Source organism: Candidatus Brevundimonas phytovorans, from assembly GCA_029203145.1.
Taxonomy (GTDB): Bacteria; Pseudomonadota; Alphaproteobacteria; order Caulobacterales; family Caulobacteraceae; genus Brevundimonas; species Brevundimonas phytovorans.
Genome location: CP119309.1, coordinates 2,705,234 through 2,731,019, shown reverse-complemented (window position 1 = coordinate 2,731,019; position 25,786 = coordinate 2,705,234). Strand labels below are relative to the sequence as shown.

The 25,786-nt window shown below is 68.0% G+C and carries 23 protein-coding genes and 1 tRNA gene; 14 read left to right on the top strand and 10 right to left on the bottom strand.

Features of this window, described 5'->3' with window-relative positions:
* The first annotated feature begins 3 nt into the window (after positions 1–3).
* From P0Y52_13420 to P0Y52_13410, 3 genes are all read left to right on the top strand, one after another.
* The gene (locus tag P0Y52_13420) at positions 4–330 is read left to right on the top strand and encodes a metalloregulator ArsR/SmtB family transcription factor (protein ID WEK57524.1); all 327 of its coding nucleotides are present in this window, start codon (positions 4–6) and stop codon (positions 328–330) included.
* Positions 331–456: 126 nt separating this feature from the next.
* Complete coding sequence (locus tag P0Y52_13415) at positions 457–900, top strand: DUF350 domain-containing protein (GenBank protein WEK57523.1); 444 nt, start codon at positions 457–459, stop codon at positions 898–900.
* An 11-nt stretch (positions 901–911) separates the two neighbouring features.
* A complete protein-coding gene (locus P0Y52_13410) occupies positions 912–1,739 on the top strand; it encodes a serine protease (GenBank protein WEK57522.1) in 828 nt (275 codons plus the stop codon).
* A gap of 83 nt (positions 1,740–1,822) precedes the next feature.
* Here the strand turns inward: P0Y52_13410 and P0Y52_13405 are convergent, their stop codons facing one another.
* On the bottom strand, positions 1,823–4,681 hold the full coding sequence (locus P0Y52_13405) for a pitrilysin family protein (protein WEK57521.1): 2,859 nt from the start codon (positions 4,679–4,681) through the stop codon (positions 1,823–1,825).
* A gap of 140 nt (positions 4,682–4,821) precedes the next feature.
* Positions 4,822–5,697, bottom strand: coding sequence for an isoaspartyl peptidase/L-asparaginase (locus P0Y52_13400; protein ID WEK57520.1), 876 nt, complete (start codon positions 5,695–5,697; stop codon positions 4,822–4,824).
* A 109-nt stretch (positions 5,698–5,806) separates the two neighbouring features.
* Here P0Y52_13400 and P0Y52_13395 point away from each other — a divergent pair, with 109 nt between their 5' ends.
* Together P0Y52_13395 and P0Y52_13390 are read left to right on the top strand one after the other, a co-directional pair.
* A complete protein-coding gene (locus P0Y52_13395; protein ID WEK57519.1) occupies positions 5,807–6,808 on the top strand; it encodes an NADPH:quinone oxidoreductase family protein in 1,002 nt (333 codons plus the stop codon).
* The gene (locus P0Y52_13390) at positions 6,805–7,533 is read left to right on the top strand and encodes a 2OG-Fe(II) oxygenase family protein (GenBank protein WEK57518.1); all 729 of its coding nucleotides are present in this window, start codon (positions 6,805–6,807) and stop codon (positions 7,531–7,533) included. Before P0Y52_13395 ends, P0Y52_13390 begins: the two co-directional genes overlap by 4 nt.
* Here the strand turns inward: P0Y52_13390 and P0Y52_13385 are convergent.
* Positions 7,530–7,934 carry a YkvA family protein gene (locus P0Y52_13385; protein ID WEK57517.1) on the bottom strand — a complete coding sequence of 135 codons (405 nt, stop codon included), beginning with the start codon at positions 7,932–7,934 and terminating at the stop codon, positions 7,530–7,532. The two genes, P0Y52_13390 and P0Y52_13385, sit on opposite strands and share 4 nt — an antisense overlap.
* A gap of 55 nt (positions 7,935–7,989) precedes the next feature.
* On the opposite strand from P0Y52_13385, the gene P0Y52_13380 reads away from it, so the two are divergent.
* From P0Y52_13380 to lpdA, 4 genes are all read left to right on the top strand, one after another.
* Entirely contained in the window at positions 7,990–8,772 is a 783-nt protein-coding gene (locus tag P0Y52_13380) for an SDR family oxidoreductase (protein WEK57516.1), read from the top strand.
* A 276-nt stretch (positions 8,773–9,048) separates the two neighbouring features.
* A tRNA-Gly gene (locus P0Y52_13375) sits at positions 9,049–9,123 on the top strand.
* 251 nt (positions 9,124–9,374) lie between these two features.
* Positions 9,375–12,206 (top strand): TonB-dependent receptor, encoded by a 2,832-nt coding sequence (locus P0Y52_13370; GenBank protein ID WEK57515.1) that lies wholly within the window; start codon positions 9,375–9,377, stop codon positions 12,204–12,206.
* A gap of 190 nt (positions 12,207–12,396) precedes the next feature.
* Entirely contained in the window at positions 12,397–13,809 is a 1,413-nt protein-coding gene (lpdA, locus tag P0Y52_13365; protein ID WEK57514.1) for a dihydrolipoyl dehydrogenase, read from the top strand.
* A 111-nt stretch (positions 13,810–13,920) separates the two neighbouring features.
* Here the strand turns inward: lpdA and P0Y52_13360 are convergent, their stop codons facing one another.
* Positions 13,921–14,247 carry a hypothetical protein gene (locus P0Y52_13360; GenBank protein WEK57513.1) on the bottom strand — a complete coding sequence of 109 codons (327 nt, stop codon included), beginning with the start codon at positions 14,245–14,247 and terminating at the stop codon, positions 13,921–13,923.
* A 184-nt stretch (positions 14,248–14,431) separates the two neighbouring features.
* On the opposite strand from P0Y52_13360, the gene P0Y52_13355 reads away from it, so the two are divergent.
* Positions 14,432–14,884 (top strand): hypothetical protein, encoded by a 453-nt coding sequence (locus P0Y52_13355; GenBank protein ID WEK57512.1) that lies wholly within the window; start codon positions 14,432–14,434, stop codon positions 14,882–14,884.
* Positions 14,885–15,016: 132 nt separating this feature from the next.
* Positions 15,017–15,808 (top strand): SDR family oxidoreductase, encoded by a 792-nt coding sequence (locus P0Y52_13350; GenBank protein ID WEK57511.1) that lies wholly within the window; start codon positions 15,017–15,019, stop codon positions 15,806–15,808.
* Here the strand turns inward: P0Y52_13350 and P0Y52_13345 are convergent.
* From P0Y52_13345 to fsa, 4 genes are all read right to left on the bottom strand, one after another.
* Positions 15,759–16,802, bottom strand: coding sequence for an aspartyl protease family protein (locus P0Y52_13345; GenBank protein WEK57510.1), 1,044 nt, complete (start codon positions 16,800–16,802; stop codon positions 15,759–15,761). The two genes, P0Y52_13350 and P0Y52_13345, sit on opposite strands and share 50 nt — an antisense overlap.
* Before the next feature lie 66 nt (positions 16,803–16,868).
* Positions 16,869–17,798: a tyrosine recombinase XerC gene (locus P0Y52_13340; protein ID WEK57509.1), complete on the bottom strand. Its 930-nt coding sequence runs from the start codon at positions 17,796–17,798 to the stop codon at positions 16,869–16,871.
* The gene (locus P0Y52_13335; protein ID WEK57508.1) at positions 17,780–18,481 is read right to left on the bottom strand and encodes a DUF484 family protein; all 702 of its coding nucleotides are present in this window, start codon (positions 18,479–18,481) and stop codon (positions 17,780–17,782) included. The genes P0Y52_13340 and P0Y52_13335 overlap by 19 nt, the downstream gene beginning before the upstream one ends.
* A 24-nt stretch (positions 18,482–18,505) precedes the next feature.
* Complete coding sequence (gene fsa, locus P0Y52_13330; GenBank protein ID WEK57507.1) at positions 18,506–19,159, bottom strand: fructose-6-phosphate aldolase; 654 nt, start codon at positions 19,157–19,159, stop codon at positions 18,506–18,508.
* 168 nt (positions 19,160–19,327) lie between these two features.
* Between fsa and P0Y52_13325 the strand changes: the two genes are divergently transcribed.
* On the top strand, positions 19,328–21,490 hold the full coding sequence (locus P0Y52_13325; protein WEK57506.1) for a primosomal protein N': 2,163 nt from the start codon (positions 19,328–19,330) through the stop codon (positions 21,488–21,490).
* 158 nt (positions 21,491–21,648) lie between these two features.
* Here the strand turns inward: P0Y52_13325 and P0Y52_13320 are convergent, their stop codons facing one another.
* Positions 21,649–22,455 (bottom strand): glutaminyl-peptide cyclotransferase, encoded by an 807-nt coding sequence (locus P0Y52_13320; protein ID WEK57505.1) that lies wholly within the window; start codon positions 22,453–22,455, stop codon positions 21,649–21,651.
* 2 nt (positions 22,456–22,457) lie between these two features.
* The gene (locus tag P0Y52_13315) at positions 22,458–23,285 is read right to left on the bottom strand and encodes a TerC family protein (protein ID WEK57504.1); all 828 of its coding nucleotides are present in this window, start codon (positions 23,283–23,285) and stop codon (positions 22,458–22,460) included.
* A 324-nt stretch (positions 23,286–23,609) separates the two neighbouring features.
* Here P0Y52_13315 and P0Y52_13310 point away from each other — a divergent pair, with 324 nt between their 5' ends.
* Entirely contained in the window at positions 23,610–24,164 is a 555-nt protein-coding gene (locus tag P0Y52_13310) for a F0F1 ATP synthase subunit delta (GenBank protein WEK57503.1), read from the top strand.
* Positions 24,165–24,231: 67 nt separating this feature from the next.
* A complete protein-coding gene (gene atpA / locus P0Y52_13305) occupies positions 24,232–25,764 on the top strand; it encodes a F0F1 ATP synthase subunit alpha (protein ID WEK57502.1) in 1,533 nt (510 codons plus the stop codon).
* Positions 25,765–25,786 lie beyond the last annotated feature (22 nt).

The window sequence follows — 25,786 nt, the reverse complement described above, 5'->3', positions numbered from 1 at the left end:
CCCATGCAGCGCGTGTTTGAAGCCCTCTCCAGCCCCGTCCGGCGCAAGATCCTAGCCTATCTGGCCCATGCCGATCTGACGGCGGGCGAGATCGCGGCCAAGTTCGAAATTTCCAAGCCGGCGGTGTCGCAACACCTGTCGGTGCTTGAGGTCGCGGGTTTGGTCACGAGTGAGAAAAAGGGGCAGTTCGTCCACTACAGCCTGGCGCCCGATCAACTCGCCAATACCCTGAACGGCTATGTTCAGGAGGTCTGTCCCGTTTCCAAGCCGCTGAAGCGCGAAAGCGCGGCGATCGCCAAGGCGCGACGGGACGAAACGGACGCGTCCTGACTGTCGTCTAACGCTGTTTTCCTGATCGGGTGTGGCTCCGGCGCCCTTGCGGAAGGCGGGGCGGATCGGGCAAGGCTTGTTTTGCTTTCGTTCCGTTTTCAGCAGGGGGCTGCGGGCTCGCACATCATGGACTCGTCGTCTCTGCCCAGCGTCCTGTCGAGCCCCGAGGTCCAGGCCTTCGCCACCGGCTTTCCGATTCTCATCCTGCATCTGGCCGTGACCTTCGGCCTGCTGGCGATCGGGGCGACGGTCTATGCCCTGCTGACGCCGTGGCGCGAGGTGGCGCTGATCCGTCAGGGCAATCCCGCCGCCGCCGTGGCTTTCGCCGGGGTGCTGGTTGGTCTGGCCATTCCGCTGGCGACCTCGCTGTCGATCTCGACCTCGATCCGCGACATCGCCATCTGGGGCGTGGCGACGGTGGTGCTGCAACTGCTGGCCTTCCGCGTCGTCGACCTGCTGCTGACCGGCCTGCCGCAGCGCATCGAAAAGGGCGAGGTCGCCGCCGCCGTGGTGCTGGCGGGCGCCAAGCTGGCTACGGCCCTGATCCTGGCCGCCGCCCTGACGGGCTGAGCGGCGCGATCATGCGCTTTCCCCATCTTCCCGACTGGACCATCTATGCGGCGGTGATCGGCGCCCTGCTGATCGTCTCGCTGGGGCGGCGGGAGAAGGCTGACGCCCCGCACGCGCCCGAGGACGAGGGGGCCCACGGCGCCCTGCTGGGGCCGGTCACGCCCTTTGATCCGTCCGTCACCGTCATTGCACCCGACGTGCCCTTCCAGCCCTCGTCCGGCACCGCCTTCTCGATCGCCGGGGATGGTCGCTGGGTCACGGCGCGCCATGTGGTCGAGGGCTGCCCGCGTCCCGCCCTGGTGATCGGCGGCGGGCGCGCCCTGGCCGCCGACGTGCGGCTGGCCGAACGGGCCGATGTGGCCCTTCTGCTGACCGAAGGCGGGCCGCCGGCCCTGCCGGTCGCGACGCAGACCCCGCTGCGCAAGGGCCAGCGCGCCTATCATCCGGGCTTCCCGCAAGGGCATCCGGGCGAGGTCGCTTCGCGTCTGCTGGGGCGCGAGACCCTGCGTGTCCGGGGGCGGGGCGAGCGTGACGAGCCGGTCCTGGCCTGGGCCGAGGCCGGCCGCACCAAGGGCCTGAAGGGGACGCTGTCGGGCCTCTCCGGCGCGCCGGTGCTGGACGGGCGCGGCCGGGTTCTGGGCGTGACTATCGCTGAGGCGCCGCGCCGGGGCCTGATCTACACCACCTCGCCCGACACCTTCGCCCCCGCCATTCGGGGCGAACAGCGCGCCGACGAGAAGGCCCTGGGCGAGGCCGTGACGACCGACAATTATGGCAAGGTTTCCGACCGCTTGCGCCGGGACCTGCGGGTGGCCCAGGTGGTCTGCCTGACGACCTGATCCCACCGTCATCCTCCGGTCAAGCCGGAGGATGACGGACGACGGGGGCCTCCCCGCCGTGAGCGACGGGGAGGCTTGAACCCTTAGCGCAGTGTGGCGCTGTCCAGGTTCAGGTCGGTCAGGGGGATGACCTCGACGTTCGGGTATTTGGCGCGCAGGCCGTCGATGAACTTCGATGCGTCGCCGACGATGACCAGGCTGGCCCGATCGGTGGGCAGGTGTTCGGCGAAGGCGGCCTCGACCTGTTGCGGGGTGACGGAGCGGACGCGCCCGGCGTAGTCGGCCAGATCGCTCATCGGCAGGTCGTAGAGGGCCAGGTTGGCGACCAGACCGCCCAGACCGTCCACTGTCTCCAGCGAACGGCCGAAGCCGCCGATCAGGGTGGCGCGGCGCGGGGCCAGTTCGGCTTCCGTGGCCGCCGTCGTTCCCAGCTTGCCGACCTCGGCCAGGATCAGGTCGGCCACCTCGGTCGCCGTCTCGTTCTTGGTCTGGGTCGAGGCGGTGAAGACGCCGACCTCCTGCTGGGCGCCGACCGAGGAGCGGGCGCCGTAGCTGAGGCCGCGCTTGATGCGGATTTCCTGGTTGAGGCGCGACGAGAAGCCGCCGCCCAGCAGGGTGTTGCCCAGCGTCAGCGGGAAGTAGTCGGCGTCGGTGCGGCTGATGCCGCGGATGGCGGCGATGACGGCGGCTTGCCCCGCGCCCGGCTGGTCGATGACGACGACGCGGGTGGGCAGGGTCTGGCCCGCCTTGGCGACGGGGGAGGGGGCGGCGGCCGACGGATCACGCCAGTCGCCGAAGGCCTGTTGCGCCAGGTCGCGGGCCTCGGCCGGGGTCACGGCGCCCGAGAAGACGATGGTGGCCTGGGACGGGCGATAGCGGGCGGCGTGGAAGGCGGCCACGTCGTCACGGGTGATGGCCGGGACGCTGGTCAGGGTGCCGCCGCCGGGCGCGCCGTAGGGGGCGTCGCCGTAGATGACGCGGCCGACCGACTGGGCGGCGATGGAGCCGGGCTGGCTGAGGGCCACGCGCAGGCCGTCCAGGGTCTGCGACTGCTGGCGCTCCAGTTCCTCGGCGGCGAAGGCCGGGTTGCGCACCAGATCGGCCATCAGGCTGAGCGAGCGGCCAAACACGTCCTTGGGCGCGTTGGCGTAGACATTGGTGAAGTCGGCGCCCGAGCCTGCGCCGATATTGGCGCCCAGCTGTTCGATGGCGGTGGCGATCTCGGGCGCCGACTTGGTGGTCGTGCCCTGAGTCAGCAGGCTGGCGGTCATGGCGGCGACGCCCGGCTTGCCCGCCGGGTCATTGGCCGAGCCGGCGTTGAAGTTCAGGCGCGCCGAGACCAGGGGCAGGCCGTCGGTCGGCGCGACCAGAACCCGCATCCCGTTGGCCAGGCGGAAGTCGGCCACGGCGGGGGTGGCGGGGGCCACCTCGGCGCCCGGCTGGGGCAGGCGAGCGCGCTCGGCTTCCGGCAGCAGGACGGCGACCGGACCAGCGGGGGCCAGTTCGGCCACGGTGACGGGGGCGTCGACGTTCATCTTCTGCACGCTGGCCGGATGCTCGTCGTCGGCGGGCAGGTAGTTGATGGTGATCTGGCGCTGCGGCGTCAGATAGCGGCGGGCCACGCGCTGCACGTCGGCGGCGGTGACGGCCTGGATCTCGGCGATCTCGCGGTCGGCGGCGGTGGCGTCGCCGGTCATGATCAGGGCCATGCCCAGGGTGGTGGCGCGGTCGTCGATGCTTTCGCGGCCACGCAGCGCATTGGCGACCAGCTCGTTCTTGGCCTCGCTCAGTTCGGCGGCGGTGATCGGCGCTTCGCGCAGGCGGGCGATCTCGACCTCAAGGGCCTCCTTGCCGGCCTCGACCGTCTGGCCGTCGGCCATGATGGCGTAGGCGGTCAGGTTGCCGGCCTGCTGGGCGAAGTCGGGGTTGGAGCCGATCGAAGCGGCGATCTGCTGATCATAGACCAACGAGCGATAGAGGCGGCTGCTCTCGCCCGTCGACAGCACCCCGTCCAGCACGGTCAGGGCGGCGCGGTCGGCGTCGCGATAGGCCACCGTGTTCCAGGCCAGGACCACGGCGGGCAGGGGCACGTTGGGCGCGTAATAGGTGGCGGTGCGCGGGCCGGTCGGCTCGGGCTCTTTCACATCATTGACCGGCATGGGCGTGGCCGGGCGCTTCAGCGGGGCGAAGTATTCGTTCACCCAGGCGTCCAACTGGGCCTGATCGAAGTTGCCCGCCACGATCAGCATGGCGTTGTCGGGCCGGTAATAGGTGGCGTGGAAGCGCAGCACGTCATCCAGCGTCGAGGCGTTCAGTTCCTCGATCGAGCCGATGCCCGGGCGGCGATAGGGGTGGTCCTGATAGATGGTTTCGGGCGTGAACAGGCCGAACAGGCGGCCATAGGGGCTGGCCAGAATGCGTTGGCGGTATTCCTCCTTCACCACGTCGCGCTCGGAGACGAAGGTCGGCTCATCGACCACCAGCGACCCCATGCGGTCGGCCTCCGCGAAGAGGATGCGCTGCAGATGGTTGGCGGGGACCACCTCGTAATAGGCGGTGACGTCGTCGGCGGTGAAGGCGTTGTTCATGCCGCCGACGTCCTCGGTCAGACGGTCGAACGTCTCCGACGGCATATTCTTGGTGGCCTTGAACAGCAGGTGTTCGAACAGATGGGCGAAGCCCGAACGGCCCGCCGGATCGTCCTTGGAGCCGACGCGATACCAGACCTGAACCGTGACGTTCGAGGTCGAGGCGTCGCGGGCGGTGTAGACCTCCATGCCGTTGGCGAGGACACGCTTGTGGAAGCCCAGCGGCGGGACGGCGACGCCGCCCTGTGCGGCGGTGGTTACGGTCGCGGGCGCTGCGCCCTCAGCGAAAGCGGCGGCGGGCAGGCCCAGCAGCAGGGCCGAGGCGCAGGCGGTCAGGATCAGGCGGGTCTTCATGGGCGTCAGGTTCCGGTCGCCCCACGAGCTGCGCCGGGGGCAGGTAGGCCGGACCCTAACAGCGCCTCGCCGCCGCGCACCTTACGGTGCTGTAATGAAGTGAGCGGGCCCGCATTCCCGCTCATCCCCGCGGAGGAGAGTTACTGGTCGAAGACCTGCACGCCGATTTCGCCGTCGGTGGTCAACCAGGCGCGCTTCATGCCCTGGCTGTTGAAGGGGGCCACGATATTGCCCTCGCGGTCCAGGGCGATCAGGCCGCCGTCGCCGCCCAGGCCGCCGATGCGGTCGATCACGGCTTGAGAAGACTGGGCCAGCGACTGACCGGCGGCCACGCCGATGGCGGTGCGGGCGGCGGCGGCGACGCGGATGAAATACTCGCCCTGACCGGTGCAGGAGACGGCGGCGTGGTCGTCGGCCCAGGTGCCGGCGGCGGGAATGGGGGTGTCGCCGACGCGGCCCGGCATCTTGCCGAAGACGCCCGCGGTCGAGGTGGCGGCGGCGAGGCGACCCTCAGCGTCCAGCACGCAGCAGCCGACGGTGCCGTGGCTGAGCGTGCCCGGCGGGTGGTTGTCCTCGCCTTGACCGGCCTGGGTGAACCAGGCGGCTTCGTCGCCGATGGCCTCCAATCCCTGATCATGGGCGAACAGGGCGGCGCCTTCGCCGACCAGCATGACGTGGGGGGTGCGGTCCATGACGGCGCGGGCGGCGACGACCGGGTTGCGGAAGCCCTGCAGGGCGGCGACGGCGCCGGCCTTGCCCGAAGCGCCGTCCATCAGGCTGGCGTCCAGCTCATAGGCCCCGGCCAGATTGGGCGAGGCGCCGCGACCGGCGACATAGAGGCCGGAGTCTTCCAGCATGACCACAGCCTCGACGGCCACGTCGACGGCGGAGGCCCCGGCGTCCAGCCGCGCCTTCATCGCCTCGACCACCTTGCGCATGTGAACCACCTCGGCGTCGTAGTTGCGCTCGCGCCGGGCGCCGGCGCCGCCGTGGAGGATGAGGGCGGTTCGCGCCATGGTCGTCTCCTGAAAGTCTGTTCAGCCTCTTTGCATCGGGCCGCGCGCTGATTAGCGTCGCAATCGTGTCGGCGCCATGGCCCGACGGGGGATCACGAAAGAAACCAGCATGCGCGCAGTCCTGTCCAAGGCCGTCGGCGGCCCTGATAGTCTCGTCGTCGAGGAGGTCATGGACCCCACGCCCAAGCCGGGCGAGGTGGTGATCGAGGTCAAGGCCGTGGGGATCAACTTCCCCGACACCCTGATCATCGAGGACAAGTATCAGTTCAGGCCCGAGCGCCCCTTCTCGCCCGGCGGCGAGGTCGCGGGCGTGGTCGATGCGGTGGGCGAGGGCGTCAAGGGCGTGTTCCGTGGCGACCGGGTCATCGCCGCGCCCGGATGGGGCGGTCTGGTCGAGCGCCTGGCGGTTCCGGCCTCCAGCCTGATCCCCATGCCTGACGGCATGAGCTTCGAAGAGGCCGCGGCCCTGACCGTGACCTACGGCACCAGCTATTACGCGCTGAAGGATCGGGCCCAGCTGAAGCCGGGCGAGACCCTTCTGGTGTTGGGCGCGGCTGGGGGCGTGGGCGCCGCCGCTGTGGAACTGGGCAAGGCCATGGGGGCGCGCGTCGTCGCCGCCGCCTCGACCAACGACAAGGTCGAGTTCGCTCTTGAGCTGGGGGCCGACAACGGCCTGATCTATCCGTCCGGTCCGATGGACAAGGCGGCGCAGAAGGCCCTGTCGGGTGAGCTGAAGCTGGCCACGGGCCGCGACGGCGCCGACGTGGTCTATGACGCGGTCGGCGGCGACTACGCCGAGCCGGCGCTGCGGGCCATGGACTGGAACGGCCGCTATCTGGTGGTCGGCTTCCCGGCGGGCATTCCGTCCCTGCCGCTGAACCTGACCCTGCTGAAGTCGGTCTCGGTGATCGGGGTCTTCTGGGGCGCGGCGGTGGCGCGCGATCCGGCCGCCCACGCGGTCAACATGGCCGAACTGATGCAACTGTGGGCCGACGGCAAGATCAAGCCGCGCGTCAGCCGCACCTATCCCCTGGAAGAGGCGCATGACGCCATCAAGGCCTTGGGCGACCGCAAGGCCGTCGGCAAGATCGTCGTGGTGACCGAGGGATGAGCGACGGTCTGAACCTTGCGGTCGAAGAGGTTGACTTCGCGGTCGCCGCCGAACGGCTGGCGCGCACCGGCCGTACGCGCGTGCCGGGTCTGTTGGGCGAAGGGGCCGGACGGCTGTATGACGAGGTGGCGGGCCCGAGCCATGACTGGGCGCGGGCCTTCCACAATCCGTTCGGCGTTGATGTGTCCGCCGCTGGGTTCGACGCTCAATCGGATGAGGATCGCCAGGCGGCGCTGGATCGCATCCATGCCGGAGCCGCCAAGGGGCTTCAGTTTCTCTTTGACCGGTTGCTGATCCACACGACGGGTGATCAGGCCAGCCACACGCCGCCTCTGCTCAAGGCGGCTGTCGAACTGTTCAACAGCGAGGCCTATCTGGCGTTCGCGCGCCGCCTGACCGGCGACGACCGCATCGTCTCCGCTGACGGTCAGGCGACCCGCTACCTGCCGGGCCATTTTCTGAACCGGCATACCGACGCCAATGAGGCTTCGGGGCGTCTCTACGCCTATGTGCTGAATCTCTCGCCGCGCTGGCGGGCGGAGTGGGGCGGTCATCTGCAGTTTCTGGATGAGACAGGCGAGGTGACCGAAAGCATGATTCCGGCCTTTGGCGCGCTGAACGTCTTCAAGGTGCCCCAGTCCCACGCCGTCTCGGTCGTCGCGCCGTTTGCGCCCGCGCCGCGCTATTCCATCATCGGCTGGTGGCGCTCGCAGGCGCTGACCTAGTTCGCCTCATCGCGGACGCGCTTTAGCGCCGTCTCGGCCTGTTCATGGTGCCTGCGTTTCACGTGGGCTCCGAGCGTCGCCAGGACGGCGGCGATCACCGCCGCGTCGTCGGTGAAGCCTATGCCGGCGAAGATGTCGGGGATGGCGTCGATGGGCATGACGAAATAGGCCAGCGCCCCCAGCATGATCCCCTTGGCCGCCAGCGGCGTCTTGGGGTCCTGGGTGGCGTACCAGGCGGCGAGCGCCTGACCCGCGAAGGGGATGCGGGTGGCCGTGCTGCGGATCTTGGGCCAGAAGCCCTTCTTGACGCGCATTTCGTTGACCCTCTGCACCGTGGGGACCAGAGCCTTTTCAGGATCGATGGCGTCGGCGGGCGACACCGGTTTGGCTTTGGCGGTCATGGCCGCTAAATCCTCGCGCAGACACTCGGTTCACAAGAATATAGGGACGATCTTCATGAAACTCGACGGTTCGATTGCAGCGGTGGTGACGGGCGGGGCTTCGGGCCTGGGCGAGGGCACGGCGCGGGCGCTGGCGGCCAAGGGCGTCAAGGTCGCCCTGTTCGACCTGAACGAGGAGCGCGGCGAGGAGATCGCCAAGGAAATCGGCGGCGTCTTCTGCAAGGTGGACGTGACCTCCGACGAGAGCGTCGCCGCCGGCTTCGTCAAGGCCCGCGCCGCCCACGGCCAGGAGCGCCTGACCGTCAACTGCGCCGGCATCGCCACGGGCCAGAAAACCGTCAGCCGCAAGCGCGACACCGGCGAGGTCCGCGCCCACGACATGGCCTCGTTCGAGCGCACCGTCACGATCAACCTGTTCGGCACCTTCCGCGTCCTGTCGCAGTCGGCCCTGGGCATGGTCCAGGCCGAGCCGATGGCTGACGGCGAGCGCGGTCTGATCATCAACACCGCCTCGGTCGCGGCCCAGGACGGCCAGATCGGCCAGGCCGCCTATTCGGCCTCCAAGGGCGGCGTCTACGCCATGACCCTGCCGGTCGCGCGCGACCTGGCCCAGGACGGCGTGCGGGTGAACACCATCCTGCCCGGCATCATGTGGACGCCGATGATGGCCGGCATGGACCAGAAGGTTCAGGACAGCCTGGCCGCCGCCATTCCCTTCCCCAGCCGCCTGGGCACTCCGGCGGACTACGCCTCTCTGGCCCTGCACCTGGCCGAGAACGTCTACATCAACGGCGAGTGCATCCGTCTGGACGGGGCTATCCGGCTGGCGCCGCGCTGATCCTCAGCGCGGCTGAGGCCGCTATCGCGCGCCGCGCGGCGGCTCGCGGCTTGAGCGGGTTGGCGCGCGTGATTGAAACCTAGCGGCTGTTTTCCAGCGGCCCTCGCGGCGCTTCCTTCGGGGGCGTTGCGGGGGCCGCTTTCGTTTGAAATTCCAGAACTATTCGAAAAAAAGCAGCGGATTGTCGGAAAATCCAAAAAGGGGGTTGCGCGGTCTGAGAAGGGTCGGCTAAAAGCCCCTCCTCGACGGGGAGCAGCACATCGCTCCCACGGGAATGCGGGCGTAGCTCAGTGGTAGAGCACAACCTTGCCAAGGTTGGGGTCGAGAGTTCGAATCTCTTCGCCCGCTCCAGTCGAGACTGGGAACACGGGGTCCGATCGCAAGATCGGGCCCCGTTTCGCATTTCAGGCCCCCGTCCTTCGCATGACCGTCTGATTTCGCGGGAACGACAGTCGCTCCGTCTCGGGAGGAATTGTCGTCTCTCTGTGTCCTGTTCGCAGGATCCTTTTCGCGAAACCGTCGCGGCCACGTCGCCGCACGCCGTTAGCCAACCCCGCCATGGACCGGAGCGTGACGCGCCCCGGCGAACGGGGATGACTGAAATGAAACTTCGCCTTCTTCTGAGCGCGGCCATCCTGCCGCTGACCTTCGCCGTGGCCGCCCAGGCCGCGGATGTCGCGCCGAGCGCGGTGGTCGAACCGGCCGGCGACGGCGTGATTGGCCGTGTGGTCAACGCCGAGGGCGCGCCCCTGCCGGGCGCCGAGATCGTCGAGCGCAGCACGGGCCGCCGCGTGGTCAGCAACACCCAGGGCGAGTTCATCCTGACCGGCGTCTCGGGCCAGGTCGAACTGGACGTGCGCTACATCGGCATGCCCTCGACCCGTCAGACGGTCACGGCCGCGCCGGGCCGCCTGACCTCGGTCACGGTGACCATGGGCGGCGACGCCGCGACCACGGTCGCCGACGTGGTGGTGACAGGCGTCATCACCGACGGCGTGGCCCGCTCGCTGAACCAGCAGAAGAACGCCGACGGCACCATCAACGTCCTGTCGTCGGACGCCATCGGCCGCTACCCCGACCCCAATGTCGCCGAGTCGCTGCAACGCGTCCCCGGCATCGCCATCCAGCGCGACCAGGGCGAGGGCCGCTATATCAACGTGCGGGGCGCCCCCTCGGCCTTCACCGCCGTCTCGGTGGACGGCGTGACCGTTCCGGCGGTCGATCCCGGCACCCGCGCCGTCGATCTGGACACCCTGCCCAGCGACATCGTCGCCAACATCGAGGTCTCCAAGTCCCTGCTGCCCAGCCAGGACGCCGACTCGATCGCCGGCGCCGTCAACATCAAGACGCGCTCGCCCTTCGACACCCGTCGTCTGGCGGTCAGCGGCTACGCCGGCGGCAGCTACAACGACTACGGCGGCAACGACACCCGCGCCGGGGCCACGGTTTCCAACGTCTTCGGCGCCAACCAGACCTTCGGCGCCCTCGTGTCGCTCAGCTATTCCGAGACCAACCGTCGCCCCGAGAACATCGAGAACGCCTGGGTCGAGGAAGACGGCGTCTTCGTGCTCGAAGAGACCCTGTTCAAGCAGTACGAGACCCAGCGCACCCGTCAGGCCCTGACCGGCGCTCTGGAATGGCGCCCGTCGGACCAGACCCGCCTCTATGTCCGCGGCTCCTATGCCGACTTCGAGGACAACGAGTACCGCAACACCCTGATCCTGGGCTACGCCGACGGCGCGCTGCAGGCCGGGGCCACGGACACGACCGCGACCTATACCGGCGCCCGTATCTATCGGGGCCTGCGTCACCGGACCCAGAACAACCAGATCACTACCCTGGTCCTGGGCGGCGAGCACACCTTCGACAACGGCATGATCTGGGACGCCGACCTGTCCTGGGCCAACAGCGAGCAGACCTATCCGCACCGCGACGAGCTGGTCTATCGCTCCTCGGCGACGACGCTGAGCTACGACACGACCAACCACTACGCTCCGAGCTACTTCTACGCGCCGGGCAATCCGATCTTCGGCGACGCGGCGACCGGCTTCTTCGCTACGCCGGGCAACTTCTCGTTCCGCGAGAACACCTTCCGATCGAACACGACCCAGCAGGAAGACGTCGCCTTCCGCACCAATATCGAGATCCCCAGCCAGTTCGCCGGGCGCGACGTCGCCTGGAAGTTCGGCCTGAAATACGCTGCCCGCGAGGTCGACGCCGACGAAGAGCGTCAACGCGACCGCGCCGGCTCGGCCAACCCCGGCGCCCTGGCCTCCCTGTGGGGCGACGAGCAGGGCCGCAACTTCGGCTACCATCTGGGCAACCAGTACGACAAAGGCCTGGTCGACGCCTATCTGGCCGCGGCCAAGGCCGCCTCGCCGCGCCGCATGCCTGACTCGCTGACGGCGGACTACACGGCCCAGGAAGACATCCTGGCCGGTTATGGTCAGGCGCGCTTCGACATCGGCGCCACCAACATCAGGGTCGGCCTGCGCGTCGAGCAGACCAGGTTCGATGGCATGGCCCTAAGCGTGGTCGATTTCGACGAGGACGATCCGACCACGGTCACGCCGGTCAACATCAGCCGCGACCACACCGACTTCTTCCCCAACCTGACTGTCCGTCACGCCTTCAGCGACAATCTGATTGGTCGTGCCGCCCTGACGCGTTCGATCTCGCGCCCGGAGTTCAGTCAGATCGTCCCGCGCCGCGTCGAGGAAACGGACGGCCTGGATATCGCCTACGAGATCGGCAACCCGAACCTTCAGCCCACGCTGTCGAACAATTTCGATGCCGGTCTGGAATACTATTTCGCCTCGCTGGGCGTCATTTCGGCCAACGTCTTCTACAAGGACCTGACCGACTATCGTTACATCCTGAACTATGAGGTCGAGCGTCCGGTCGTCGGTGAGCCGGACCCGGCCACGGATTCCTACGAGACTCCGATCAACGCGCCCGACGGTCATCTGATGGGCCTGGAGCTGAACTGGCAGCAGAAGTTCGGCTTCCTGCCGGGCTGGATGTCGGGCTTCGGCGTCTTCGCCAACTTCACGGTCACGGACGCCGAGATCAAGACGGCCCAGAGCTACGGCGGTCGCGACACCTTCGCCCTGCCGGGTCAGTCGGACACCAACTATAACGCGGCCCTCTTCTACGAGATGGGCGGTTTCTCGGCTCGCCTGTCCTACACCAAGCGCAGCGACTATCTGGAAGAGATCAACGCCGACACCGCTGACCTGGACCTCTACGTCGAGGGCCGCGAGCAGCTGGACTTCACCGCCAGCTACGACTTCGGCAACGGCTTTGAGGTCTTCGGCGAGGCCAAGAACCTGACCGACTCGGCCGGGATCAAATACTACGGCTCGCGCCAGCGGACCTATGAGTACGAGAAGTTCGGCTACAACGCCTTCGTCGGCGTGCGTTTCAAGTACTGATCGCTTCGATCAATGAACCACGGAGGGCCGGGCGGCGACGCCCGGCCCTTCTGTGTTTCGACTTTGGCTTTGGTCGGCATGGCCCCGGTTGCGATCACGGCCTATATGGGGGCTGGCGGTTGACCCCGCCGGGGTCGGCGCTAGTGTCCGCGCCGCTCCTTCCCCGCGCCAGACCGATCAGAGGAATTCCATGGCCGACGCCGCTCCCCAGACCTACGACGTAGTGATCATCGGCGGCGGGCCGGGCGGCTATAACGCCGCCATTCGCGCCGGCCAGCTGGGCCTGAAGGTCGCCATCATCGAAATGCGCGCCACCCTGGGCGGCACCTGCCTGAACGTCGGCTGCATGCCGTCCAAGGCCCTGCTGCACGCCTCGGAGCTGTATGAGGCCGCCAATACCGAATTCGCCGGCATCGGCATCGAGGTGAAGCCCAAGCTGAACCTGGCCCAGATGCACAAGGCCAAGGACGACAGCGTCGAAGCCCTGACCAAGGGCATCGAGTTCCTGATGAAGAAGAACAAGGTCGTCTGGCTGAAGGGCCGCGGCCGTATCGCCGGACCGGGCAAGGTCGAGGTCGAAGCCGCCGACGGCGCCAAGACGACCTATGAGACCAGGAACATCGTCATCGCCACCGGCTCCGAGCCGACCCCCCTGCCGGGCGTCGCCTTCGAGGACGGCAAGGTCATCGACTCGACCGGCGCCCTCTTCCTGCCCAAGGTGCCCAAGCATCTGATCGTCATTGGCGCGGGCGTCATCGGCCTGGAGCTGGGCTCGGTCTGGCGCCGCCTGGGCGCGCAAGTGACCGTGGTCGAGTTCCTCGACAAGGTCGGCGCCGGCATGGACGCCGAGGTCGCCACCGCCTTCCAGCGCGGCCTGACCAAGCAGGGCATGACCTTCCGCATGGGCACGAAGGTCACGGGCGCGACCTCGACCAAGGACGGCGTCGAGCTGACGATCGAGCCTTCGGCCGGCGGCGCGGCTGAGACCCTGAAGGGCGACGTGGTTCTGGTGGCCATCGGCCGTCGTCCCTACACCGCCGGTCTGGGCCTGGAGACGGTCGGCATCGAGACCGACAAGCGCGGCGTCATCCCCAACGACCACTTCAAGACCACGGCGCCGGGCGTCTGGGTCATCGGCGACGTCACCTATGGCCCGATGCTGGCGCACAAGGCCGAGGAAGACGCCGTGGCGGTGATCGAACTGATCGCGGGCAAGGCCGGTCACGTCGACTACGACTTGGTCCCCAGCGTTATCTACACCGGCCCGGAAGTGGCCTGGGTCGGCAAGAACGAAGAGCAGCTGAAGGCCGCGGGCGTCGCCTTCAAGAAGGGCAAGTTCCCCTTCGCCGCCAACAGCCGCGCCAAGATCAACCATGAGACCGAGGGCTTCGTGAAGGTCCTGGCCGACGCGACGACCGACAAGGTCCTGGGCGTGCACATCTATGGCCCCTCGGCCGGCGAACTGATCGGCGAGGCCTGCATCGCCATGGCCTTCGGCGGCTCGTCGGAAGACATCGCCCGCACCTGCCACTCGCACCCGACCCGCTCGGAAGCCGTCCGCCAGGCGGCCATGGCCGTCGAAGGCTGGGCCATGCAGGCCTAAGGCTCCCTCAGCCCGAACGCATCACGGCGCGCTCCGCAAGGGGCGCGCCGTTTTCGTTGGGGGGCTGTCAGAAGCGGTCGCAGCGAATGACAGCTAAGGGTGGATAGCGGACTACTTACTTCCTGGTGGCGAGAGGGGGTGGTAGTTTGGCCCAGCCTTGTACTCTTCCCATTCCATCGCCTTCGCTATGCGTCGAACACGGTCGTTGAACGCCGCGATTGTCGGAAGCTCTTGATACCCGTCGTACTGGTCGCTGATGTGCCAACCCAGCGCATGGCAGGCACGCTCAAGACCCACTCGAGAAGGGTCCACTTCGATGGCGTCAAGGAAACGGCGAAGATTGTTAAAGCCATACCAGGTGTCGGAGCCATGCGGGGGAGCGGGTTGCACCGCAAGCCACGCGTGAGCATCAGACACGACCTTCTGCAACTCGGACAATCAATCCTCCGCTCGGACCCACCGCGCTTCATAACTGGTCATGTGAAGGTCGCCTATGGGTCGATTTGCGAAGTTGGCGTCCTGCCGGAAGCCGGACGTTGGCCGGATCGGACGTCGCCAACTTCCGTTAGGGGTGTGGACCGGAAGTTGCGGCCCACACCAAAGTCATTGATGAATACAAACCATGGCTCCTCCGATTTCAATCGATCCTAAAACGGGAAGCATCTGTCTCGGCGATAGCGTTCGCCTGAGCGCAAACGACCCCAAAGCGGCGATCGAGCACAAGATTGCCGAATGGCTGCACGGCTCCCGCAACCATGGCAACGGCTACGAATGGCTTGACCTGCGCGGGTTTAGTTTCGGGGGGCATCCAGCCGCACTCTCTCTGTGTTTCCATGACGACTGCCTCGTGCAAGCGGCATGGGGCGTTCAACTGCCCAATGCGCCAAGCGAGGGAGGTTGGCCGACCCGCAAGGCGATTGATGATGAGGTGAAGTTCGTTCGGACAACCCTGACCAACATGATCGAGTTCAAGGATGGTTTCGGGCGCAGTCAGTTCCCTTGGGGCGAGGTCTGGAGCGATTTCGATAACAAGGGATTCCTGGCCAGCAATGGGCTTCGATACCGTCGCTCGTGACGTTCGCAATGGGTCGGAAGCGGGCTTAGGCTTCTGGCCCGGCGAGAACGACTTTTATGGACGCGGCCTCGCAATCGGTGACCCGCGTGACCATGTCGGGTGCTGACACTTTCACGACACCGGATCACCCTTATGGACCTTCAACTCACCGGCAAGCGCGCCCTGATCTGCGGCGGCTCCAGCGGTCTGGGACGGGCTGTGGCGCGGGCTCTGGTGGCCGAGGGGGCGCACGTGGCCCTGCTGTCGCGCGATGCGGTCAAGCTTCAGGCCGTGGCCGATGAGCTGAACGCCATGGGGCCGGGCAAGGCGGTCATCGCCCCCGCCGATCTGGCCGATCATGAGGGGCTGTTGAAGGCGGTGGACGTGGCCGAGGCGGCTCTGGGCGGGCCGATCCAGATTCTGCTGAACAACACCGGCGGGCCGCCGCCGTCGGGGGTGAATGGGCTGGAGCCCTCGGTCTGGCGCGATCATTTCGAATCCATGGTGCTGTCGGTCTTCCGCCTGACCGACCGGGTGCTGCCGGGCATGCGGGCCATGGGCTGGGGGCGCATCCTGAATGTCGCCTCCATCACCGTGATCGAGCCGGTCGGGACGCTCGGCGTGTCCAACACCCTGCGCGCCTCGGTGGCGGCCTGGGCCAAGACCCTGGCCGGCGAGGTCGCGGCCAATGGGGTGACGGTCAACACCCTGCTGCCGGGCCGTATCGACACCCCGCGCATCGAGCGTCTGGACGCCGCCCGCGCCGCCGCCACCGGGATCGAACCCGCCGAGGCGCGCGCGGAATCGGTCAAGACCATCCCGGCGGGTCGCATCGGCACGACGGAGGAATTCGGCGCCGTCGCCGCCTTCCTGGCCAGTCCGCTGGCAGGCTATGTCACCGGCTCGCTGATCCGGGTGGACGGCGGGGCTGTGAAGGCGATCTGACGGCCGGGGGCGGGGGACGCCGTAACAGGCCGCCGAAGGCGATGCGCGACTGTCCATAGTCCAGGGTGATGCGGCTGAAACGCGTCAGAATGTCTGCGCCCAGCAACAGCGCCGGCCGCTCGACCAGTTCCAGCACCCGGAAGGCGTGCAGGTCGCCGAACAGCAGCGGCGTGGCGCCTAGTTCGCGTCGCGCCAGGCGTAGACTTGAGACCACGCCGCTGTCGACCATCAGAGACTGGCCAATGACGCCATAGACCCGGATCGACTGGCGAGCAGCGGCGCCGATGCGGGCGTCGATGGATCGCATCAAGGCCAGGTTGGCGATCGAGTACTGGGCGCCGCTGTCGACGAAGGCGACCGCATCGACGCCATCGACCTGTACGCTGGTCAGGATCAGCTGACCGAAGCGGGCGCGGCGCGTATTGGTGATGTCGTTGCGCACCCGACTGGCGCGACCGAAGGCGATGCCCCGCTCGACCACGTCCGGCCCCGACGGCGCCATCATGACCCGCCGCTGCCGCAGTTCCAGCGTCAGGCGGAAACGCGATAGTACGTCCAGTCCCAGCAGGCCCTCGGCGCCCAGCACCTCATAGGGAAAGACCGGCGGCGTCAGCTGGGTGAAGCGGCGCCCCGAGAAATCCACCCTGGGCAAGTCTACCGTCCGCACCATTTCGGCCGCTGTGATCCCGTGAACCAGCACCGGCGGCCCTGGGCGTAAATTCAGTTCGGCGGCCAGCCTATCCGAGATGGCGGTGCGCTCCGCCCCCGTGTCGATGACGAACAGCGGGTCACGCAGGCTGCCGACGTTCACCTTGACGGCCATGCGCGTCAGCAGGTTCTCCAGCAGACGCTCAGTTGAATCGGGATCAGACGGCGCAGGCGTTTGCGGCGCGACCTGGGCGTCGGCCGGAAGGGCGAAGGTCAGGGCTCCACCGGCGGTCAGGGCGAGCGCCGACCGGCGCGAGGGGCGGCAGACGGACTCTGGTCCAGGCAACGGCTGACCTCCACGCCGCATTCATCCCCAAGCGGAGAATAGGCGCCGTTCGTGGCCGCTGACCAGTCAGCTTCTGGGGTGCGCGTCCGCGTAGGCGGCCAGCAGGCGGGCGGCGTCGACCTGGGTGTATTTCTGGGTAGTGGACAGGCTGGCGTGGCCCAGCAGTTCCTGAATCGAACGCAGGTCGGCGCCGGCGCCCAGCAGGTGGGTGGCGAAGCTGTGGCGGAGCGCATGGGGCGTGGCCGAGGCGGGCAGGCCCAGACGGCCGCGCAGCCGCTGGACCGTGGCCTGGACGTGACGCGGGCTGAGCGCCCCGCCGCGTTTGGCGCGGAACAGGGGCGCGTCGGCGTCGAGGATGAAGGGCTGGAGGGCCAGATAGGCGTCCACCGCCTCGCGCACCTGGGGCAGGACCGGGGCCAGCCGCATCTTGCCGCCCTTGCCGGTGATGCGCAGGGCGTCGGGCAGAGGGGCGTCGGACCGCTTCAGCGACAGGGCCTCCGAGATGCGAAGGCCGCAGCCGTAGAGCAGGGTCAGGACGGCGCGGTCGCGCGCGGCCTCCCACGGTTCCGCGTCGGGATCGGCCTCGGGTTCGTGCAGCAGACCCCTGGCCTGATCCTCCGTGACCGGGCGGGGCAGGGACGGCTTGACGCGCGGGCCGCGCACCAGGGCCAGTTGCGGCGCGGGCGTGCCGCAGCGCCGGTCAAGGAAGAGATGAAAGCCGCGAATGGCGGCCAGCGTCTGGCTGAGCGAGCGGGCGTTCAGGGGGCGGTCGCCGCTGCGGCGCTCGGCCAGATGGGCGCGAACCTCGGCGGCGGTGACGGCGCCGAGATCAGACAGGGTCTGAGGCCCGCCGCGATGGCGTTCCAGAAAGGCGACGTAGAGGCGACCTATGTGGCCATAGGCCTCCAGGGTGCGCGGCGACAGGCGACGCTCGTGCGCCAGATGCTCGAGCCAGGCGAAGAGGGCCTGTGACGCCGTCAGGCTTGCGTCGGCCATCGCTCGGCCATGCGTTCGACCACGCGGGTGATGAAGGCCACCAGTTCGCAGCCCATGGCCGGGGTGAAGCCGTCGTCCTCGTGCGAGCCAAAGGCGCACAGGGCGGGGCGGGCGCCGTCGGCGCCGGGCAGATGCAGGCTCATGCGGACCAGAGCCACCGACTTCACCTCGCCCTCGGCGGGGCCGAACAGGTCGAGGCCGGTGAAGTTGGGGCCGAGCCATTCCAGACCATCGTCGCCGAGGAGGGCGTCGACGCGGCCCGGCTCCAGCGGCTTCCAGCCGAAGGGCACGACGCCGGGTTTTTCGATGGCGATGGCGCCGCCGGCGAGGCCGAAGCGGGCTTGCGAGGTGGCGTCCAGCTGGCGCGACAGTTCGGCGTGGCTGGTCGCCTCCATCAGGTCCAGGGCCGAGACATGGGTCTGGGTCTGGGCGGCGAAGTTGGCGCGGGCGATCTCTTCGATCTGCTTCCTCGCGCCGGCTTCGCGCTGGACCACGGCTTCCAGCCGGGTCAGGGCCGCGCGACCGAAATCGACCACGTTGCGGCCGGTGGCGCGCAGGCCCAGTTCTTCCAGAAGAGTGCGGTCGTCCAGCAGACGATCGGGGTTGGCGTTCAGCCAGGCCCGCACCTCGGGCCAGTGAAGGCCCTCGGCGGCGTCAGGAGAGAGGTCCAGGGAAGTGCTCAAGCGGACCTCTTTCCGGGTCGGAATTTACAGAATGGACTGACCGGTCTTGCCCCAGTCCGCCAGGAAGGCATCAAGCCCTTTGTCGGTTAACGGGTGCTTTACCAGGGCCTTGAAAGTGTCGGCGGGCAGGGTGGCGGCGTCGGCGCCGGCGATGGCGGCGGCGGTGACGTGGTCGGGGTTGCGCAGGGATGCGGCCAGGATCTCGGTGTCGAAATCGTGGATGTCATAGAGGGCGCGGATTTCCTCCAGCAGACCCACGCCGTCAGCGCCGACGTCTTCCAGGCGGCCGACGAAGGGCGAGATGAAGGTGGCGCCCGCCTTGGCGGCCAGCATGGCCTGGGCCGCCGAGAAGCAGAGGGTGACGTTGGTCTTGATCCCCTTGTCGGCAAAGGCCCGCGTGGCGCGCAGCCCGTCCCAGGTCAGGGGCAGTTTGACGACCACGTTCGGGGCGATGGCGGCCAGCTTGTCGCCCTCCTTCACCATGGTCTCGAAATCGGTCGCCACGGCCTCGGCGGAAATCGGCCCCTCGACGAGGGCGCAAATCTCAGCGATGACCTCGGCGATGTTCCGACCCGACTTGGCGATCAGCGACGGATTGGTGGTGACGCCGTCCACCATCCCGGTGGGCAGCATGTCCTTGATGACGGCGACGTCGGCGGTGTCGAGAAAGAGTTTCATGGGATCAGGTTTTAGCGCCGACGAAGGCGAAGGGCGAGCGCAATCCTCCCTCGCAAGCGCAGCGCGGCGGGGGAGGGGGCGGATTTCAAGCCCCGCGTCTGGCTCCGCCCCCTCCACCATGCTGCGCATGGTCCCTCTCCCCCGCTATGCAGGGGAGGATCGCCGATCATGAAAGTCGCCTCCGTCCTCATTCCCCTGCCGGTGCCCGAGGCCTTTGATTACGAGGTCCCGGAGGGGCTGACGGCTGTGCGCGGCGATCAGGTGACGGTGCCGCTGGGGCCGCGCCTGATCCGGGGCGTGGTCGCCGAGGTGTTCGAAACCACGGGATCGAACCGGCGGCTGAAGGCCATCGATCAGGTGGTGAGCGAGCATCGCCTTCCGGAGCGGACGCTGACCTTTGTCGAATGGGCGGCGCGCTGGACCCTGAGCCCGCCGGGCGAGATGGCGGCGACGGCCCTGAAGGGCCTGCGCGCGCCCCGGCCCCGGCCCGAGCGGCGGGTCAAGCGGGTCGAGGGACGCAGCCCCGCCCGCCCCACGGCGACGCGGACGGCGGTGCTGGAGGCTCTGGGCCAGCGCTCCATGACCGGCGCAGACCTGGCGCGCGCGGCCAATGTCTCGACCGGCGTGATCAAGGGCCTGGTCGACGAGGGGGTGCTGACGGTCATCGAGATCGAGGCGGTCGCCGGCTTCGACGCCCCCGATCCCGACTATGCCCCCGCGACCCTGAACCCGGATCAGGCGGCCTCGGCCACGGTCATCGCCGACGCCGTGGCTGCGGGCGGCTTCGCCCCGTTCCTGCTCGACGGGGTCACAGGGTCGGGCAAGACCGAGGCCTATCTGGAGGCGGCGGCGCGGGCGCTGCGGCATGATCCCACCGCCCAGGTGTTGATCCTGCTGCCGGAAATCGCCCTGACCCAGGCCCTGATCGAGCGGATCACCGCCCGCTTCGGCGCGGCCCCGGCGGAATGGCATTCGGGCGTGACCCCGCCCAAACGTCGTCAGGTCTGGGAGGCGGTGGTCGCCGGGCGCTGCAACATCGTGGTCGGGGCGCGCTCGGCCCTGTTCCTGCCCTACGCCAACCTGCGGCTGGTGGTGGTGGACGAGGAGCACGACGGCTCGTTCAAGCAGGAAGAAGGCTTGGTTTATCACGGCCGCGACCTGGCCGTGGCGCGTAGCCGCATCGAGGGGGCGACCGTGGTTCTGGCCTCGGCCACCCCTTCGCTGGAGACCCTGTGGAACGCCCGCCAAGGCCGCTATGGCTGGTTGAGGCTGGCGGCGCGGCACGGGGCGGCGGTCCTGCCCGACATCGACCTGATCGACCTGCGCACCTGTCCGCCGGACCCGCAGACCTGGCTGTCCGCCCCCTTGCGCGAGGCTATCGGCGAGACCTTCGCGCGTGGCGAGCAGAGCCTGTTGTTCCTCAACCGGCGCGGCTATGCCCCGGTCGTCCTGTGCCGCGCCTGCGGCCACCGGCTGACGGCGCCGGATACGGATTCATGGCTGGTCGAGCATCGCTACACCGGGCGGCTGGTCTGCCACCTGACCGGGTTTTCGATGATGAAGCCCAAGCTCTGTCCGTCGTGCGGGGCCGAGGACTCGCTGGTGCCGGTGGGGCCGGGCGTCGAGCGGGTCGAGGAGGAGGTGCGTCGGCTCTTCCCCGAGGCGCGCACCGCCATCTTCAGCTCCGACACCGTGCCGGACGGGGCCTCGGCGCGCGCCCTGATCCAGTCGATGGCCGAGGGCGAGATCGATATTCTGGTGGCGACGCAAGCCGCCGCCAAGGGCCACAACTTCCCGCGCCTGACCCTGGTCGGGGTGGTGGATGCCGATCTGGGCCTGCGCGGCGGCGACCTGCGGGCGGCCGAGCGCACCTATCAACTGCTGGCCCAGGCGACGGGCCGAGCGGGGCGGGCGGACAAGCCGGGCCGCGCCCTGTTGCAGACCTGGACGCCGGAGCATCCGGTGCTGATGGCCCTGGCGGCGGGCGACCGCGACGCCTTCGTCGAGGCCGAGATGGGCGAGCGCGAGGCGGCGTCCCTGCCGCCGCACGGGCGTCTGGCGGCGATCATCCTGTCCAGCGAAAACGCCATGGCGGTGGAGAAGGTCGCCCGCGATCTGGCCGAGGCCATCCCCAACGCCGAGCGGCTGGAGGTCTATGGCCCCGCCGACGCGCCCCTGGCCCTGGTGCGCGGGCGGCGACGCAAGCGGCTGCTGGTCCGGGCCGATCGCGATGTGAACCTGCAGGCCTTCCTGCGCGCCTGGTTGGCGCGGGTGAAGGTGCCGGCCTCGGTGCGGCTGACGGTGGACGTGGACCCCTATAGTTTCTTGTAGGGCGCTACCGCTCGCGACGCGGTCGCTCGCTGCTTGAGCGGGCCCTAAGCGCTAGCGCTCGCCGCGCGGCGGCTTGCTGCTTGAGCGCCGCCCTCACCTCCGCCCACCCCGGCGGACGCCGGGGCCCAGTGAGAACCTCAGACGCGGGCTGCTTAAGCTTAGCGCGGCCCGGTCAGCTTGATCTCGAACAGGCTGGGCCAGTTCTTGCCGGTGACAAACAGGCGGCGGGTCGTCTCGTCCCAGGCGATGCCGTTCAGGACGTCGTCGTTCGGGTCCTTCACCAGACCGGCGGGCAGCAGTCCGGTCAGGTCGATGACCCCGACCACATGGCCCGAGGTCGGGTCGATGCGGACGATGTAGGGAGTCTGCCAGACATTGGCCCAGACCTCGCCGTCGATCCATTCCAGCTCGTTCAACTGGCGCACCGGGCGACCGTTCAGGGTGACGGCGACGCGGCCCGTCTCGGCGAAGCTGGCGGGGTCGAAGAAGCGCAGGGCGGGCGATCCGTCCGACAGGATCAGCCGGGTTCCATCGTGGGTCAGGCCCCAGCCCTCGCCTTCATAGCTAAAGCGTGCCAGCGGCTTCAGGTCGTCGGCGTTCCAGACGAAGCCGACGCCGTTGTTCCAGGTCAGGGTGATGACGCGGCCGTCGATCTCGGTCAGGCCCTCGCCGAAATATTCGGGATCAAGTTCGCGCTTTTGCAGCACGACGCCGTCTTCCAGCCTCACGCGGCGGACGCTGGAGGGCGCGCGGCCTGTGCTCTCGATCAGTTCGCCGTCGCGAATGACCAACCCTTGCGTGAAGGCGGTCGGGTCGTGGGGGAAGGTTCGCACCACCTCATAGCCATAGACGGGGACGGCGGTGGGGGAAGTAGAAGCAGATGAGGCGGCCGGCCCCGACGACTGCGCCCCGGCCGACGCGGGAAGCGCCAGCAGAAGCATCGTCAGGACCGGCCAGAGACGCACGATCAGACGCCGGGCTCGGCGGTTTCGGCCTTGTTCAGCGCCGCCTGGGCGGCTTCGGCGGCCTTGTCCTTTTTGATCTGGGCGTTACGCGACCACATGTTCAGTCCCTCGACCAGGGCCGAGAAGGCCATGGCGGCGTAGATGTAGCCCTTGGGTACGTGAACGCCGAAGCCGTCCGCGATCAGCACGGCGCCGATCATCAGCAGGAAGCCCAGGGCCAGCATGACCACGGTCGGGTTCTTGTCGATGAAGTTGGCCAGCGGGTCCGAGGCCAGCAGCATGACCAGGACGGCGATGACCACGGCGACCATCATGATCGGCACGTGATCGGTCATGCCGACGGCGGTCAGGATGGAATCGACCGAGAAGACCAGGTCCAGCAGGATGATCTGGACGATAGCCGAGCCGACGTTGTTGATGACGACGTCCTTCTTGTCCTTCTCCAGAATGTCGTTGGACGGGGTGACGTCGACAGCGTGGTGGATTTCCTTGGTGGCCTTCCACACCAGGAACAGGCCGCCGGCGATCAGGATCAGGTCGCGCCAGCTGAAGGCGGTGTCGAAGCTCTCGCCATGAATGCCCAGGTCGAAGACGGGCGCGGTCAGGCCGACGATCCAGCCGATGGCGGCCAGCAGGGCCAGACGCATGACCAGGGCCAGACCGATGCCGATGCGGCGGGTGCGCTGGCGATGCTCGGGCGGCAGCTTGTTCGACAGGATCGAGATGAAGATCAGGTTGTCGATGCCGAGCACGACCTCCATGACCACCAGGGTCACGAGGGCCGCCCAGGCGGCCGGATCGCTCAGCAGGGGGGTTATGCTTTCAAGCATCGGGGTTCCAGAATGTGATGATGGCCATAAGCGGTAACGGGACCGTGAGGTTGCATCAAGCGCTCGTGGGCGGCGATGTCGTCGCACCCGGCCGGGCCGCAAGGGTCTGGCGTTCGGCAAAAGAGCGCGGGTGCGACCTTATCGTTCCGTTCCCGTCGGTTGCGACCGGAGACCTTGCATGCTATCAGCCGCGCGGCTTTAGCGAAGGACGCATCAACAGATGTGTCCCAAGTGTGCTTTCTACATGCAAATCAAGCCCTTGTCTGGCGCGAGAGATCGCCGCCGGACTCGACCCAAACGCTTCAAATCGCGGACCTTTATTACGTGGCGGACGATTTCAGAACGACGGAAGTCGGCGAACGGTATGCTCAGGCGCTGTTCGACCTCTCGCAAGAGACGGGGGCGCTCGACGCCGTGCGCGGCGATCTCGCCTCGCTGAAGGCCGCCTGGCTGGACAGCGCGGACCTGCGCCGCCTGGCCCAGTCGCCGGTGATTTCGGCGGAGGACCAGGCCAAGGGCCTGTCGGCCATCGCCGACAAGGCCAAGTTCAACGCCACGACCAAGAAGTTCCTGGGTCTGCTGGCTGCTAACGGCCGGGCCCGCGACCTGCCCGGCGTGATCGCCGGCTTCCAGGCCCTGCACGCCAAGCTGACCGGCGTCGTGGCGGCCGAGGTGGTCTCGGCCCTGCCGCTGTCGGCGGCCCAGACCAAGAACATTCAGTCGGCCCTGCGCGCGTCGCTGGGCCGCGATCCCGAACTGACCGCCCGCGTCGATCCGTCGATCCTGGGCGGGCTGAAGGTCAAGGTGGGCTCGAAGCTGTTCGACGCCTCGCTGAAGACCAAGCTCGACCAGATGAAGTTCGCGCTCAAGCGCGCTTAAGCCCCGAATTCCAAGTTCAAGCCGGGCCAGCGGGCCCGCACCGAAGACGAAAGCCAGAGAGCCCACCATGGACATCCGCGCCGCCGAAATCTCGGCCATCCTCAAGTCGCAGATCGCCAACTTCGGCGTTGAAGCCGACGTTTCCGACGTCGGCCAAGTGCTGTCGGTCGGCGACGGCATCGCCCGCATCCACGGTCTGGACAATGTCCAGGCCGGTGAAATGGTCGAATTCCCCAAGGCCGGCGTGAAGGGCATGGCCCTGAACCTCGAGCGCGACAACGTCGGCGCCGTGATCTTCGGCGCCGATGCGCAGATCGCTGAGGGCGACGAAGTCCGCCGCCTGGGCGAAATCGTGGACGTGCCGGTCGGCAAGGGCCTGCTGGGCCGCGTCGTCAACCCGCTGGGCGAGCCGATCGACGGCAAGGGCCCGATCCAGTTCACCGAGCGTCGCCGCGTCGACGTCAAGGCGCCGGGCATCATCCCGCGCAAGTCGGTTCACGAGCCGATGCAGACCGGCCAGAAGGCGATCGACACCCTGATCCCCGTCGGCCGCGGCCAGCGCGAGCTGATCATTGGCGACCGTCAGGTCGGCAAGACGGCCATCGCCGTCGACACCATCCTGAACCAGAAGAAGGTTAACGCCTCGACCGACGAGTCGGCGAAGCTGTATTGCATCTACGTCGCCATCGGCCAGAAGCGCTCGACCGTCGCCCAGATCGTCAAGACCCTCGAAGAGTCCGGCGCCCTGGAATACACCATCGTCGTCGCCGCCACGGCTTCGGAACCGGCCCCGCTGCAGTTCCTGGCCCCGTTCGCCGGCACCGCCATGGGCGAGTTCTTCCGCGACAACGGCATGCACGCCCTGATCGTCTATGACGATCTGTCCAAGCAGGCTGTGGCCTATCGTCAGATGTCGCTGCTGCTGCGTCGTCCGCCCGGCCGTGAAGCCTACCCGGGCGACGTCTTCTACCTGCACAGCCGCCTGCTGGAGCGTTCGGCCAAGCTGAACGAAGACAATGGTTCGGGCTCCATGACGGCGCTGCCGATCATCGAAACCCAGGCCAACGACGTCTCGGCCTACATCCCGACCAACGTGATCTCGATCACCGACGGCCAGATCTTCCTGGAATCGGACCTCTTCTACCAGGGCATTCGTCCGGCCGTGAACGTCGGCATCTCGGTGTCGCGCGTCGGCTCCTCGGCCCAGATCAAGGCCATGAAGCAGGTCGCCGGTTCGATTAAGGGCGAGCTGGCCCAGTATCGTGAAATGGCCGCCTTCGCCAAGTTCGGCTCGGACCTGGACGCCTCGACCCAGAAGCTGCTGGCGCGCGGCGCCCGCCTGACCGAGCTGCTGAAGCAGCCGCAGTACTCGCCGCTGGCCGTCGAAGAGCAGGTCGTCTCGATCTACGCCGGCACGCGCGGTTACTTGGACAACGTGGCCGTGTCGGACATCGGCCGCTTTGAAAGCGAACTGCTGGCCCGCGTTCACTCGAACCACGCCTCGCTGCTGGAAGGCATCCGCACCAAGAAGGCGCTGACGCCGGAACTGGAAGCTGAGCTCAAGGACGTCCTGGCCGCCTTCGCCAAGACCTTCGCGTAAGAACTGACCAGAGAGCGAGAGT

Coding starts and splice junctions, on each gene's coding strand:
- lpdA (WEK57514.1), top strand. CDS start 12,397: ATGGCCGACGCCGCTCCCCAGACCTACGACGTAGTGATCATCGGCGGC.
- P0Y52_13340 (WEK57509.1), bottom strand. CDS start 17,798: ATGGCCGACGCAAGCCTGACGGCGTCACAGGCCCTCTTCGCCTGGCTC.
- P0Y52_13420 (WEK57524.1), top strand. CDS start 4: ATGCAGCGCGTGTTTGAAGCCCTCTCCAGCCCCGTCCGGCGCAAGATC.
- P0Y52_13385 (WEK57517.1), bottom strand. CDS start 7,934: ATGACCGCCAAAGCCAAACCGGTGTCGCCCGCCGACGCCATCGATCCT.
- fsa (WEK57507.1), bottom strand. CDS start 19,159: ATGAAACTCTTTCTCGACACCGCCGACGTCGCCGTCATCAAGGACATG.
- P0Y52_13395 (WEK57519.1), top strand. CDS start 5,807: ATGCGCGCAGTCCTGTCCAAGGCCGTCGGCGGCCCTGATAGTCTCGTC.
- P0Y52_13350 (WEK57511.1), top strand. CDS start 15,017: ATGGACCTTCAACTCACCGGCAAGCGCGCCCTGATCTGCGGCGGCTCC.
- P0Y52_13405 (WEK57521.1), bottom strand. CDS start 4,681: ATGAAGACCCGCCTGATCCTGACCGCCTGCGCCTCGGCCCTGCTGCTG.
- P0Y52_13380 (WEK57516.1), top strand. CDS start 7,990: ATGAAACTCGACGGTTCGATTGCAGCGGTGGTGACGGGCGGGGCTTCG.
- P0Y52_13410 (WEK57522.1), top strand. CDS start 912: ATGCGCTTTCCCCATCTTCCCGACTGGACCATCTATGCGGCGGTGATC.
- atpA (WEK57502.1), top strand. CDS start 24,232: ATGGACATCCGCGCCGCCGAAATCTCGGCCATCCTCAAGTCGCAGATC.
- P0Y52_13315 (WEK57504.1), bottom strand. CDS start 23,285: ATGCTTGAAAGCATAACCCCCCTGCTGAGCGATCCGGCCGCCTGGGCG.
- P0Y52_13390 (WEK57518.1), top strand. CDS start 6,805: ATGAGCGACGGTCTGAACCTTGCGGTCGAAGAGGTTGACTTCGCGGTC.
- P0Y52_13415 (WEK57523.1), top strand. CDS start 457: ATGGACTCGTCGTCTCTGCCCAGCGTCCTGTCGAGCCCCGAGGTCCAG.
- P0Y52_13400 (WEK57520.1), bottom strand. CDS start 5,697: ATGGCGCGAACCGCCCTCATCCTCCACGGCGGCGCCGGCGCCCGGCGC.
- P0Y52_13355 (WEK57512.1), top strand. CDS start 14,432: ATGGCTCCTCCGATTTCAATCGATCCTAAAACGGGAAGCATCTGTCTC.
- P0Y52_13370 (WEK57515.1), top strand. CDS start 9,375: ATGAAACTTCGCCTTCTTCTGAGCGCGGCCATCCTGCCGCTGACCTTC.
- P0Y52_13325 (WEK57506.1), top strand. CDS start 19,328: ATGAAAGTCGCCTCCGTCCTCATTCCCCTGCCGGTGCCCGAGGCCTTT.